The following is a 12,871-nucleotide window of genomic DNA, read 5'->3' on the forward strand; positions in this document are numbered from 1 at the left end:
TTTGCGCGAAGAGTTCTTAGCAATTTTGGAACACGATCTTAGAACGCCGATTAATGCCGTGCTTCTAAGAGGGTGTAGACAAAATAAATTAAACTTTCACTCCCTTGTCTGAATAGCCCTCAAGCCATGCCTAAAACCGGACGTCCTCGCTCGATTGCCGCCGAGCACTATCCCGTGCTGGTGAAACTCGCTCATGCACAGCCCTATTCCAGCCAGGCCGAATTGGCGCTCGTATTCTTCGCCGAAACCGGTATCACTGCGCATCCCGACACCTTTGCAAAAGCGTTGAAAATGGCAGGGATTACGCGTGTAAAGCAGCGGGCCAAGGGAAGTTTTCAGTCACCTGAACCTAATAAAGCCTATGGCTACAATGAAACCCACCGCCGCCAACTGCCGGAGCAGCTATATCCGAGTTGCTTGACAGATACCGAGTGGGCACTGGTCGCCGACCTGTTTGAAAGCCAGGGCGGACGAGGAGTGCCACCGCTTCACTCTCGGCGCACGTTGCTGGAAGCCTGTTGCTATGTCGTACGCACGGGGTGCTCATGGCGAATGCTACCCCGCGATTTTCCTCATTGGGACAATGTCTACAAAACGTTCCGCCGGTGGAGCGCTCAAGGCAAGTTCGAGCAAATGCATGATCGCTTGCGAGCTCAATGGCGTGAGCGGGAAGAACGCGCTGACAGCCCGTCAGCAGCGATCCTGGATTCACAGTCGACCCGCAGTTCTCCTCAAGGCGGTGACAGCGGCTACGACGCAGGCAAAAAAGTGAAGGGGCGTAAACGAAGTCTGATTGTCGATACATTGGGCCTGCTGCTGGCTGTCAGTATCAGTGCTGCAAGCGTGCAGGATCGTGACGCGGCGGATGATGCGGTGGCGTACTCGAAGGAAAAATATCCGTCACTGAGCACGCTTTTTGTTGATAGTGCGTACGCAGGAAAATGGGCACAGCGCACCCATCAACTGCACGCTATCGATGTTCAAGTGATCCGTGGCCCGAATAACAGAAGAACAGGGCAATGGCACTCTGAACAAGGCGATCTATTTTCCGTGGAGCCTGTTCAGACTGGATTTGTGGTCATGCCCAAGCGATGGGTAGTGGAGCGAACTCATGCCTGGAATGAGAGAGCTCGGCGACTGATCATGCATCATGATCGCCTTTTTGCGGTAAGCGAGGCATGGGTTTGGTTGGCCGAGGCTCGAATACTCGCGCGCCGACTCACTACATGATTTTGTCTACACCCTCCTAGGCTTCTCGGTGAAATAACCTGCATTAACGCTTTTTGATAGGGATTTTCACTGCACAAGTAACGCATCAGCGTCTTCCTACGCATCGCTATGAAGCCATGACGCCTCCGTCATAGCGTCAGCTTGATGCATAGGCATTTTGAAATTCCTATGCATGAACCTGCATTCATCTGATTCGACTTGCAATCGAACGTCACGAACCGGAATTAATTGCGAGTGAGCGCTCACCGCCTGTGTTTCATTTGAGTATACCAAAATGGGCCATACGATGACGACTCTCAATGTTGCGCGGGTGTACCTGCGTGTCAGTACAGAAGACCAGGACTTGCAGCGCCAAGAAGCGATCATTGGCAATGCGCGAGCATCGGACTACTACGTGGCTGCGGTCTATCGCGAAAAAGCCTCGGGCGCTCAATCCGACCGTCCCGAGCTGTTGCGCATGATCGAGGACCTGCAACCAGGTGAAGTCGTCATCGCTGAGAAGATCGACCGAATCAGCCGTCTTCCCTTGCTCGAAACAGAAAGGCTTGTAGACGCGATCAAGGCTAAGGGCGCACGCTTGGCGGTGCCCGGCATCGTCGATTTATCGGAATTGGCAGAGGCATCCAGCGGTGTCGCCAAGGTGGTGTTGGAAGGCGTACAAGACATGCTGTTGCGTGTGGCACTGCAAATAGCACGTGACGACTTCGAGGACCGGCGAGAGCGACAGCGGCAGGGCATCGACTTGGCCAAGAGCGCTGGTCTATATAGAGGACGCAAGCCGAATGCTAAAGTGCATGAACAGATCATTGCCTTTAAAAGCGGCGGGTGTAGCATTGCAGAGACTGCGCGGCTGGCGGGTGTCAGTGTCAGCCAGGTAAAACGTGTTTGGTCGCAGTACCTGGCGGCTAAGGCAGATGTCTGAGGCGCTTCCTTGGTCCAGTGCCTGTCTGTGACCTTGCTGAAGTATTTTCAGTCACTTGATTTGCAGTGTAACGATGGATGGCTCAGATTTGGCGTACATATGATGCGAAAATGACGTACACATGGCGTAAACGCTATGTAACAGTGATGTAAAACCCTCCCAGCTGGAGAAAGCCACATGGCCAACCTCTCACCCATCGTTTCAGAATTCGAAACCGATGAACAGGCCGCAAGCTACGACCGCTGGTTTCGCGCCAAGGTCGCCGCCAGTCTGGCCGATCCGCGTCCGGCCATCCCTCATGATGAGGTCATGGCGGAAATAGAAGCGCTGATCGATCAGGTTGAAACCCAACGTGAGAAACGCTGATGCTGCCGGTGGTCTGGCTCAGTCCCGCACTGGATGATCTGCGCGAAATCGCAACCTACATCGCATGGGAAAACCCGAGCGCAGCGCGCCGGTTGAAAAGCCTCCTGCAGGAGGCTATCGAGCCGGTAGCCGAACACCCCTATTTATATCGTTCTGGGCGAGCGCCAGGCACTCGCGAGCTGGTGGCTCACCCAAACTACGTCTTGGTCTATCGTGTCACCCTCAAGCGCATCGAGGTCGTGAACGTAATCCACGCTAGGCAGGAATACCCCTCTCCCTGATTGGTGGCGTATTTGCGGGTATTAAGCGGCTGCTTGCTGAGCGTCCGTAGGACGATCCTCTTTCGGACAGCGTATTGAGCAGATTACCGTGAGCTCAGGAGAGTCCTGCGGCTCCTTAAGTCGGTTGGCTGTTCCATTGCTCCCCGGCCCCCTAGAACGGAGCCTCAGGCACCACGGATTTCATCGGTACAAACGCTGCCGTGCAATCGACCGGTGTTCCGTTACCAGGACTTCCGGACACCGTGACGTCATCCTTTATCGAAGGCGCCAGTTTGTTGGCGAAACTGACCGGCCCTGGCCCCAATATGAAGTGGGTCGAGGTGAGTCCGGTGAAGCTGGGTTGGGTTCCGTCAAAGACAACGTTATCCAGCGTGATGAAAATCGGTCGTTTTTGGCCGTTGTCATTGTATCCGACAAAAGTCGTCTTACCGCCACCGAAGCGTTGGCTGCCCAGGTAGTGGAAGCCTTTCACGGTGATACCACTGAAATCAGGGTACGAGGTTCCGCCGGCGCTGCCGTAGTTGGTGTCGAACACTAGCGGGAATTTGACGTTGCGCATGCATATGTTCGCGTAGCTGACGCTGTCGACGGTCCCTCCGCTCTTGGCTCCTGACTTTATTCTCAATCCAATGCCGTCCTGGCTGTCTGCGCCATCTGCTGCCAGATCCACAACGCTGACATTGTGTACGCCGCCGTTGGTTTCACTGCCGATGGACAAGCCGTGCCCATAGTAGAAGTGATTGTGCGCGAACATCAGGTCCCGGCTGCCGGGGAGGCGGCTGGACTTTATCGCTACGTTGTCATCGCCTGTACTGATATAGGAGTAGGCCAGCAGTACCTTGTGTGATTGGCCGGGGTCGAAGCCATCGGTGTTCTTCACGGTTTCCGGGGTAAAGCAGGTGCCCGGGGTTTTCTGGTCAGGCGTCGAGCCGGTCGGGCAGTGATAACCCTCAACCGTATAGACGCGGCTGGGATTCAAAATCTTGATCCCCCAGACAGTCACCCCTGTCACGCCGTCAGTCACAATGTTGAAGGCCGGCGCGTTTTGCAGCGTTAGCCCCTGGATGACAAAGTCTGTCCCCCCACTGACCTGAATCAGGCGCGGTTTTTGCTGGTAAGCATTGGACAAGGTCTTCTGGTAAACAAGGTCCCACCAGCTGCGCAGATTGGCATTTGCCCCTGAGGTAAGCAGACTCCCGCCGCGACCATCAATCACGCCTTTTCCGATCACGCCGCTGGCGCGGGTGTTTTTTGCAGAAATCAGCGAGTTGCAGGCGTCCTGATTGGCGACCGTGGTCACTCCGCAGGTGCCCTTGCCGTTGTCATAGTCTTTGGGGTTGCGTGACGCGAAAAGCGTAACGCCCTCGTCGACCCACAGCGTAACGCCAGACTTCAGTTGCAGAGGACCGCTGAGGAACGCTGAGTTGTCACCTGTGCCTTTGACAAGCTGGACGGCTTGTCCGGCGGCACAACCGTCGATTGCACTCTGGATTCTGTCCTGGTCAGGTCGGGAGTCGAGCGCCGCACTGTCGACACTGTCCAGTGAGCCGTTCCTGGGCGTTAGTGTGGCCTGTATCTGCTTGCAAACTGGCGGGCTGGATGGCTCGCTTACCCTGCCCCAGGACGTGACTACTGCAGCGTCGCTGGCCGCCTGCGTGGGTAAAGTGACAGTAAGCGAAATACCCACGGAAGTGGCTATCCAGAATACGTGCCGAAACGTGCAGGCACCGTATTTTTGCCCCGCCGCGATGAAAGATTGCATGTTCATGAAAGCTTTCCTACCTATTTTTTGACCAATGAGCGCCACCGACACTTATGAATGATGACAGGCCTGGGCTTGTGTTCAGTTACCTTTCTATCAATGTCTCTGCATTGAACAATGGCGACTTTCGGTGCTTCAATCCCGATACGCACAATCTGATCGAACTCTGAAACAACGAGGACTTGGATCTCAATCCCACCCTCAATCATAATATTTTCACCTTCACGGCGAGTCAGAACAAGCATAGAGTTTTCCTCTCTTATTGATTGCCTGGAGGTGGACATGGACGAGCCTCTACTGATTAGGCCCAGCATGTAGCGGCTGGGCATGCTTGGTCACGACTCCGGATCAAGAATCTTCACGCAAGGATTTCAAGGCCGCCAAGCCTAGTTCTGCCAGAAAGATTACAATTGAAGCGATGAGCGCCAAAAGCCCCTCTTTAACAAGCACAAGGTCAGTAGTGGGAAGGCCAATTTCAAGCAGAAACTCTCCGAAAATGAGCACTCCAATGCATGCAATTGAAAGCTTCATAAGACATTTCGTGCCTCTTTTGCGGGGAGAAAATTAAGTTCTGCTAATGTGGACCTGTCTTTTCTCGTGATTTTTAGATAACGCAGTCTTTGGTTGGCGTTCATAGTCATTAGGTTCCACCAGTACGAAACCAAGAGCCCCCGTCATTGACTTGTATCAACAAAAGCATCGAGAAGGGGGGGGGGAGCCGGCCCCTTATAAAATTCCGTTCCCCCCAGCTCCAGCCTGTCCAGGTCGATCATTTGCCGCTCTGGAAGGTGTAGTGGCCGTTCAGTAGAATGTGACGCCAGGCCGCCGGTGAAATCAATGTCGGTGCGCTTGGTGAACTCCTCCTTTCCACCGACCCGCGCGATGGTCGTCCCCAGCCGGAACCAGACCCTATACACTCGCGCGCCGACTCACTACATGTTTCCTCCAAACCCTCTTAAGTCAGCTTCTGCAAGTCCAGACACTATTAATTTGCCAATGATCAGACTGCCTTCCCCCTGCAGTGACTTCCCAGCTATCTAAAACTACAGAGTGAGCATTACCGAACTGTTTTCTACAGTTATCGTAAGCTTGACTCCAGTGCGAATTCCACACCTGCTGATTTGTAGGATTTGCAGGCTTTACATCACCAAACACTGAAACTGCTCCTAGATCTTCTGCGTAGGTTGAAGTTGATATAGCGAAAAAAAAAGAAATTCCGAATACCATTGTAGCAAATAATGTAAAATTATTATTTTTGGGTAATATTTTCAGCATGAATTTTCTCCGCCATGGCTGATATTTGATAGCTTGAAGTTGATTTTTTATTTTTCGATATTAAACGATTCATTTTGCTGTTGCAAATAGAGGCCTAATCAGGGGGGGCGCAAAATTCTGAAAATAGCTAGTTGTGCGAGATCCGTAAACGGCTGGGTCTTTCTCTCCAACTCATGCTGAAGGGTAGCCAGAAGTCTTGTGAAATGCTGCGCAAAGGCAGTGGAGGTCCGTCCGAACGCCGCATTCAGTTCACCAGACGCGACGAACGCACGGGTAAGAACCTGCTGCGACGATTGCGCATGACTGTTTTCGGCTGAAGAGGAAGTACGAGAAAAACTCGGCGGGAATGAATGGGGGAAGCAGGTGATCCGAGCTGGATTCATTGGTCTATTCCTTCTCTCAGCGGTGTAGCTTTCCATAAAAATATGAGTGGTGCTCCGCCCAGAAAAGTTCCTAGAGATTGGGTGAAAATTCATCGCTGCCTAATATGTAACGGCTTGCAATCGAAAATGGGCGTGCTCGCAGCCAGCGACTTTTCAGCTCAGGTCATTCAGGCTCAACAGGCCGACCTTGCGCTCAATCAAATTGCCCACCAGCTCTACCAAATGCTTGAGTGATCGTCCCATCCGGTCGAGTTTCCAGATCACTAACACGTCCCCAGCTCGAACTTGGCCAAGCAGTTCGTCCAATGCGGGCCGCGCCGTTTTCGAGCCACTGGCTACATCTTGGTAAATGCGTTCGCAACCGGCGCGTTTGAGTGCATCGAGCTGCAGGTCGAGATTTTGGTCGCGCGTGCTTACGCGGGCATAGCCGATTTTCATCAAAAGTCTTCTTTACTCGTCTGATTTCGACAATATCGAACTTTGATACGTCAAACCATTATTATGAACCTGTTGTGGGCACAGACGGCGTGTACGGCTGATCGTTTGTTAAAGTTTCGAAAAACGGTGGTTTTATCGTACCGGCCAGGCGGCATGCGGGTTTACGGACAGGCACAGGCCTTAACTGACTTCCCTGTTCCATTGATCCCCGGACCCCACCTTGCAGAGGCGAACGAGCCTGACCTATTAGTCGCTATGCTTAGCCGCCTGGAAGGCTAAGAGAAATCACGGGCTGATACCCTGCATGGGGCATGCGAAAGAAACGCGTGTATCAGAAAGGCAAAAGCCCGACCATTGGCCGGGCTTTGCAGGTCCCTCTAGGGGCATAAAACTCAAGTGCCTCAAGGGCTACGTCGCAAATTCTATTATTGGGTGACACGCATGTCAACTTATTTGAGCAATGCCCCAGCGTTTACGGACTTTATGACCGCTATTTGAATAAGCGTCACGACCTCCCGCGACAGCACCTGTTCAAGATGCCCGCGCATCGCCCTAGGCTTGAAGAGGCGTTGCTTGCTGACCTGCTCCACAAGATCCGCCTTGGCCCATCTGATTTTCTGCTTGAAGTAGGGGAGTTCGTCTATCAAATCGCTGTCCAGCTCGACGTGTAGCCCTCTGCCTAGCTTTCCGAAATCCTTTGTGGTGGATAGCGGCACGACTATGCAAGCACTGGAGTCAATCCGTGCGTTCAGCACGACCACCAGTCGGTTCTTTATCATTTCGGGCTTGAGGCGAAAGTCATAGCTTCTGAATAGGATTTCTCCTGCCTCATCGTACTGATAATCCCCGTAGTTGCATTCCAGCACCTGCCCAATCTTGGGCTCAAAATTAATAGCCATCAATCGTCCTTAAAGGTGGATACCATCAAAGCATCATAATGCCATGGCCTGGCACTGCTACGGCAGTCAGTAGGAATGGGGTTTGGGGTGCAACGGAACAGAAAGTGCACTTACAGCCCAGTGCCAGTCCGTAAACCCGCGTGCAGCCTGGCTGGTACGATAACTCGTTCAGAAAATCAAAGTTCGCTAATCCCCCCCACCTGAGAGAATTAGCGACTTCTAACCGCGTCTTAAGTGCGTTGCGGTTCCATCGTTCCCCGGCCCTTACTACAAGAGCTTACCAAATTGCGCTTGATGCATAGGAATTTCAAAATGCCTATGCATCAGGCTGACGCTATGACGGAGGCGTCATGCCTTCAAAGCGATGGGTAGGAAGACGCTGATGCGTTACTTATGCAGTGAAAATCCCTATCAACAAGCATTAATGCAGGTTATTTCACCGCGAAGCCTAGGTGCGGACGCACCTACCCCCTGTCAGGGCTTCACGTACCTCATCTGCGCAATCGCCTGAGCGTTGAGGTTCAGTCCCTGCACCGTCAGCCCGCTGATTGCCGCCGTGTATACCATCCGCGCGCCACACAGCACGCAGCGGAACGGATCGACGTTTAGAAAGGCTTTGGCCATCGGCGCAAAATACAGCTTTGGTACCGGTCCTGGCGTCGCCATCTTCAGTGCTTCATAGACCTTTGGCAGGTACTGCCCGCAGACCCGATTGGCCAGAAAACCAAAATACCGGATCATCCGAAAGTGCTTCTCCGGGATGTGCTGCACCACCCGGAAAAGCATGTCGGCCTGGCTCAGCGTTTCCTGCTGATAGGTCTGTGTGCGGTGATCCAGGTAGGTGAAGCTCAACGTGGCCCCGTTGGTGTAATGCGCCAGACGACTGCCCGAGATGGGCGGTTTTTTCAGGTAGCGGCCCAGGTAATTGACGGTCTTTCGGCCGTTTTTCGTCTTCTTCGACAAGTGGATGTGCCAGTGCTGGCCACCAGCGGTCAGTATCAAACGGCGCCAGTCGCTTTCACAGAGGATGTGGGCCAGCGGCGGCGGCATCGTCAGTTGCGAAAGCGGCTGTCCCAGCAGGTAATCGCGCACCAGCCACATCCAGCGCCGCCGCAGGGCCTCTTTGTGGAACGACAGATTTTTCCAGACGCCCTGCTCATCCAGGCCGCCCGCGGTCACCGACAGGTGGACGTGGGGATGCCAGTTGAGCCGCCGGCCATAGGTGTGCAGCGCCCCTTAAATCCCGACGCGCAAACCGCGCCGCTTGGCGGCGTAGATCAGGTTATCGGCCGCCAGCCGAAACAGCGCATCGAGCAGCCAGCGGTTGTAGAAGAACAGGGGCCATAGCGTGTCGGGCAGCGTGAACACCAGATGCTGCCAGGGGCAGTCGGGCAGACGGTTGTTTTGCACGGTGATCCACTGGTCGGTGGCCTTTTTGCCGCAGGAGGGACAGGCCCGGCAATGGCAGGTGTTGCACAGGTATTTGACGTGCGGGCAGCTGTGGTTGCCGCAGGTGTAGTGTTTGACGCCCAGTATCGAGGTGCCGCAGGCGAGCATTTTGGTGACGGACTCGACTTCGATGTCGCGTAAGCCGCCCTCCTCGAGGAGGTGTGCCCAGCACTGGTTAGCGGTGAAGAGGTTTTTGAGCGGTCGAGGTGTGTAGGCAGGACTCATCTGAAGCAGCAGCGGTGGGTAAGCAGGCTTCATGATGGTCAATAACGGGCCTCATGGCAAAGCTCAAATCGATGTTTCTGCTGCTACGCGATCGTAAGAACGGGCGATTTGCAGCCGCAGGCTGCCCTGTTCGCGTAATGCGTTTGCGGACAGCTCCAGGTAAACCGTGTTCCACAGCACTATTGCAGCAGTCACCAAGTTGAGGCCGCTGGCACGGTAGCGTTGCTGTTCGAAGCTACGGTCTCGGATTTCGCCCAGCCGGTTAAAGAAGACAGCCCTGGCCAGCGCATTGCGCGCTTCGCCCTTGTTCAGTCCTGCATTCACACGACGGCGCAGCTCGGCACTTTGTAGCCAGTCCGGTCTGCTGGCTCGGATAGATGCAATTAAACCCGGTCGAAAAATGCGATGATTGCAGGTCGAGGCCATTTCGATGTATCCGCCCGGCCAAGTCACCTATGTACTCAATCGCGAGATGACGTCATTTAGACCTATAGACAGGCCACTCAGGTTATTACTCGCTTCCTGAGTGCGCTTGACGTTGTCCTGATTGTTACTGGCGATAGCCTTGATTTCTACCAAGTTGTGCGTGATACCTTCTGCCACAGAGGTCTGTTCTTCTGCGGCTGTGGCGATCTGTCGGTTCATATCGCGAATCGCCTCAACGGCAGACGTGATGCGGCGCAGCGTGGTGCTGGCGTTATTAACCTGCTCGACGCCTTCTTCGCTACGAGTCTGACCTCCCTGGATAGCGATAACCGCATCTCTGGCACTGCTCTGCACCGAATTGATGATCTGATTGATTTCTGCGGTAGATACTGCAGTGCGCTGGGCGAGACTTCGTACCTCATCCGCAACTACCGCAAACCCGCGACCAGCTTCACCGGCCCGTGCCGCTTCGATGGCCGCATTGAGCGCCAGCAGGTTGGTTTGTTCAGCGATACCACGAATCACTTCAAGAACTTTGCCGATCCGCACGCTATCGGTCTCTAGGTGCTGAATCACGTTCGCTGTATTGCTGATTTCATTGCGAATCAGACTGATGGCGGTCATGGTTGACTGCATGACCTTATCGCCCTCCTTAGAATAATGATCGGCATCATCTGCGGCCTTGGCCGCCTGAGCCGCATGCCGGGCAACTTCTTGCGCTGTAGCCGACATTTCGGTCATAGCTGTAGCCACTTGGTCGGTACGCTCGAACTGTTCGTGAGTACCTTGGGCCATAAGAGTCGCAATCGAGTTTAGTTCGTTACCGGCTGCGTCCAGCTCGGAAATGCTGTGTTTGAGGTGCTTGAAGGTATCTGTCAGAAAGTCACGCAATACATTGGCGGCTATAGCCAACTGACCTACTTCGTCCTGGCGTTTAATGTCGACACGCTCGCCAAACTTGCCTTGGCTCAGTTGCGAGATATAGCTAATCAGCATCTGAATCGGCGCGATCAGACCACGATTGACCAACAATAATGTGAGCAGCCCAACAAGTACAGCCGAAGCAATCATGATCAACGTGCCAAATAGAATCGTTTGGTCCGCAGCGTTGCTGATCAGCAACGACTGTTCGTTACTGCTCTTATGCAGGCCTTCCACCAGTTGACTCATTTGTTCGCTGACCGCTCGATCCACCCCTTTGACCACAACGTCACCGATTACTGGATCACCACCGGCCGCGACAAATGCATCACGTCCTTTGCGATAAGCCAGCCCCAGCGCCTTGTGTTCGCTGATAAGTTTCTGCACTTGGCTCTGTGTCGAGTCTGAAACACCCTGTGCTTTCATCAGCTTGTCAAGAGTTTCCTGAACCTGCTTTTCTTCCTTCTCGAATTGTGCCCAGATAGTGTTCAGGTCCGCCGACGCCTTACCGCGCAACAGTACATTCTTCCATTCCTGGACCTGAATCTTGAATTTCAAATTGGCCTCATCGACCAATTGCGAAACCTGCACCGGCCCCTCAAGCAAGCCGCGATAAGATTTTAAGTTATTGGAAAGCAAGTAAAAACAGGTCAGCGCGATCAGCAACACCACGATTCCTCCCATCATGGCAAGAACCTGAATGCGAAAAGATTTAGCCATTAAAAACACCTCATGAAGGGATTACGGCGGTGCGCAATATGAAGATTTTCTTGACCACCCAGTAGGGCGTAACAAGAATGGTTTTTTACAATATCTGCTACCCATCGGCTTCAGAAGAAAATTCTTAATGAACTTTAAGCACAAGGACGCCAAATTGCTCGACAAGTGCCTATTGATCTTAACCGACTAACGTTGCGCCAGCTCGTCGCGCGCCTTCATGGCGGTCGTAGTTGAACACGCAGCGTGCCTCGCTACGGCGCGGATCCCGAGTCCTGCAGCCAGCAGCTCTCGCACTCGGTTACGCAGTTCTGCGTCTACGGGTCTGCCTCTGATTGGCGAAGGCCTCAATCGGCGGCTTTGGATTTTCGAAATAGCCGCGACGGCTAAGGGCAATTAATGCGACTGCCTTAGAGGGTGTAGACAAAATCATGTAGTGAGTCGGCGCGCGAGTATTCGAGCCTCGGCCAACCAAACCCATGCCTCGCTTACCGCAAAAAGGCGATCATGATGCATGATCAGTCGCCGAGCTCTCTCATTCCAGGCATGAGTTCGCTCCACTACCCATCGCTTGGGCATGACCACAAATCCAGTCTGAACAGGCTCCACGGAAAATAGATCGCCTTGTTCAGAGTGCCATTGCCCTGTTCTTCTGTTATTCGGGCCACGGATCACTTGAACATCGATAGCGTGCAGTTGATGGGTGCGCTGTGCCCATTTTCCTGCGTACGCACTATCAACAAAAAGCGTGCTCAGTGACGGATATTTTTCCTTCGAGTACGCCACCGCATCATCCGCCGCGTCACGATCCTGCACGCTTGCAGCACTGATACTGACAGCCAGCAGCAGGCCCAATGTATCGACAATCAGACTTCGTTTACGCCCCTTCACTTTTTTGCCTGCGTCGTAGCCGCTGTCACCGCCTTGAGGAGAACTGCGGGTCGACTGTGAATCCAGGATCGCTGCTGACGGGCTGTCAGCGCGTTCTTCCCGCTCACGCCATTGAGCTCGCAAGCGATCATGCATTTGCTCGAACTTGCCTTGAGCGCTCCACCGGCGGAACGTTTTGTAGACATTGTCCCAATGAGGAAAATCGCGGGGTAGCATTCGCCATGAGCACCCCGTGCGTACGACATAGCAACAGGCTTCCAGCAACGTGCGCCGAGAGTGAAGCGGTGGCACTCCTCGTCCGCCCTGGCTTTCAAACAGGTCGGCGACCAGTGCCCACTCGGTATCTGTCAAGCAACTCGGATATAGCTGCTCCGGCAGTTGGCGGCGGTGGGTTTCATTGTAGCCATAGGCTTTATTAGGTTCAGGTGACTGAAAACTTCCCTTGGCCCGCTGCTTTACACGCGTAATCCCTGCCATTTTCAACGCTTTTGCAAAGGTGTCGGGATGCGCAGTGATACCGGTTTCGGCGAAGAATACGAGCGCCAATTCGGCCTGGCTGGAATAGGGCTGTGCATGAGCGAGTTTCACCAGCACGGGATAGTGCTCGGCGGCAATCGAGCGAGGACGTCCGGTTTTAGGCATGGCTTGAGGGCTATTCAGACAAGGGAGTGAAAGTTTAATTTATT

Annotated in this window: 12 protein-coding genes and 4 pseudogenes; 4 read left to right on the forward strand and 12 right to left on the reverse strand. The window is 53.7% G+C overall.

Going from position 1 to position 12,871, the window contains the following annotated elements; genetic code table 11:
* Positions 1 to 126 precede the first annotated feature (126 nt).
* From FFH21_RS29075 to FFH21_RS29095, 4 genes are all read left to right on the forward strand, one after another.
* The gene (locus tag FFH21_RS29075) at positions 127 to 1,230 is read left to right on the forward strand and encodes an IS5-like element ISPsy19 family transposase (RefSeq protein WP_004663854.1); all 1,104 of its coding nucleotides are present in this window, start codon (positions 127 to 129) and stop codon (positions 1,228 to 1,230) included.
* Positions 1,231 to 1,516: 286 nt separating this feature from the next.
* Positions 1,517 to 2,152: a recombinase family protein gene (locus tag FFH21_RS29085; protein WP_011282469.1), complete on the forward strand. Its 636-nt coding sequence runs from the start codon at positions 1,517 to 1,519 to the stop codon at positions 2,150 to 2,152.
* A gap of 177 nt (positions 2,153 to 2,329) precedes the next feature.
* Positions 2,330 to 2,518: a hypothetical protein gene (locus FFH21_RS29090; protein WP_002556028.1), complete on the forward strand. Its 189-nt coding sequence runs from the start codon at positions 2,330 to 2,332 to the stop codon at positions 2,516 to 2,518.
* Positions 2,518 to 2,799, forward strand: a complete 282-nt coding sequence (locus FFH21_RS29095; RefSeq protein ID WP_002556029.1) for a type II toxin-antitoxin system RelE/ParE family toxin — start codon at positions 2,518 to 2,520, stop codon at positions 2,797 to 2,799. Before FFH21_RS29090 ends, FFH21_RS29095 begins: the two co-directional genes overlap by 1 nt.
* A gap of 151 nt (positions 2,800 to 2,950) precedes the next feature.
* Here FFH21_RS29095 and FFH21_RS29100 read toward each other — a convergent pair whose 3' ends face one another.
* The 12 genes and pseudogenes from FFH21_RS29100 to FFH21_RS29165 form a co-directional block, all read right to left on the reverse strand.
* A complete protein-coding gene (locus FFH21_RS29100) occupies positions 2,951 to 4,567 on the reverse strand; it encodes a glycoside hydrolase family 28 protein (RefSeq protein ID WP_011282450.1) in 1,617 nt (538 codons plus the stop codon).
* 14 nt (positions 4,568 to 4,581) lie between these two features.
* Positions 4,582 to 4,806 carry a carbon storage regulator gene (locus FFH21_RS29105; protein ID WP_041924893.1) on the reverse strand — a complete coding sequence of 75 codons (225 nt, stop codon included), beginning with the start codon at positions 4,804 to 4,806 and terminating at the stop codon, positions 4,582 to 4,584.
* Between the two features lie 103 nt (positions 4,807 to 4,909).
* Positions 4,910 to 5,092 carry a hypothetical protein gene (locus FFH21_RS29110; RefSeq protein WP_004661237.1) on the reverse strand — a complete coding sequence of 61 codons (183 nt, stop codon included), beginning with the start codon at positions 5,090 to 5,092 and terminating at the stop codon, positions 4,910 to 4,912.
* A gap of 429 nt (positions 5,093 to 5,521) precedes the next feature.
* Positions 5,522 to 5,836 (reverse strand): hypothetical protein, encoded by a 315-nt coding sequence (locus FFH21_RS29115; protein WP_081002620.1) that lies wholly within the window; start codon positions 5,834 to 5,836, stop codon positions 5,522 to 5,524.
* A 98-nt stretch (positions 5,837 to 5,934) separates the two neighbouring features.
* Positions 5,935 to 6,312, reverse strand: a complete 378-nt coding sequence (locus FFH21_RS29120) for a HopW family type III effector protein (protein ID WP_306110115.1) — start codon at positions 6,310 to 6,312, stop codon at positions 5,935 to 5,937.
* 69 nt (positions 6,313 to 6,381) lie between these two features.
* Positions 6,382 to 6,657, reverse strand: a pseudogene (locus FFH21_RS29125) (recombinase family protein); the annotation flags it as partial.
* A gap of 449 nt (positions 6,658 to 7,106) precedes the next feature.
* The gene (locus tag FFH21_RS29130; RefSeq protein ID WP_005760341.1) at positions 7,107 to 7,556 is read right to left on the reverse strand and encodes a type II toxin-antitoxin system PemK/MazF family toxin; all 450 of its coding nucleotides are present in this window, start codon (positions 7,554 to 7,556) and stop codon (positions 7,107 to 7,109) included.
* A gap of 474 nt (positions 7,557 to 8,030) precedes the next feature.
* A pseudogene (locus tag FFH21_RS29140) lies at positions 8,031 to 9,263 on the reverse strand (IS91-like element IS801 family transposase).
* 90 nt (positions 9,264 to 9,353) lie between these two features.
* Positions 9,354 to 9,587: pseudogene (locus FFH21_RS29145) on the reverse strand (Tn3 family transposase); the annotation flags it as partial.
* A gap of 96 nt (positions 9,588 to 9,683) precedes the next feature.
* Entirely contained in the window at positions 9,684 to 11,297 is a 1,614-nt protein-coding gene (locus FFH21_RS29155; RefSeq protein ID WP_041924899.1) for a methyl-accepting chemotaxis protein, read from the reverse strand.
* A 186-nt stretch (positions 11,298 to 11,483) separates the two neighbouring features.
* Positions 11,484 to 11,684: pseudogene (locus tag FFH21_RS30785) on the reverse strand (resolvase); the annotation flags it as partial.
* 39 nt (positions 11,685 to 11,723) lie between these two features.
* Entirely contained in the window at positions 11,724 to 12,827 is a 1,104-nt protein-coding gene (locus FFH21_RS29165) for an IS5-like element ISPsy19 family transposase (RefSeq protein ID WP_004663854.1), read from the reverse strand.
* Positions 12,828 to 12,871: the final 44 nt, after the last annotated feature.

It is taken from the genome of Pseudomonas sp. KBS0707 (genome assembly GCF_005937945.2).
In the GTDB taxonomy this organism is placed as follows: domain Bacteria; phylum Pseudomonadota; class Gammaproteobacteria; order Pseudomonadales; family Pseudomonadaceae; genus Aquipseudomonas; species Aquipseudomonas amygdali.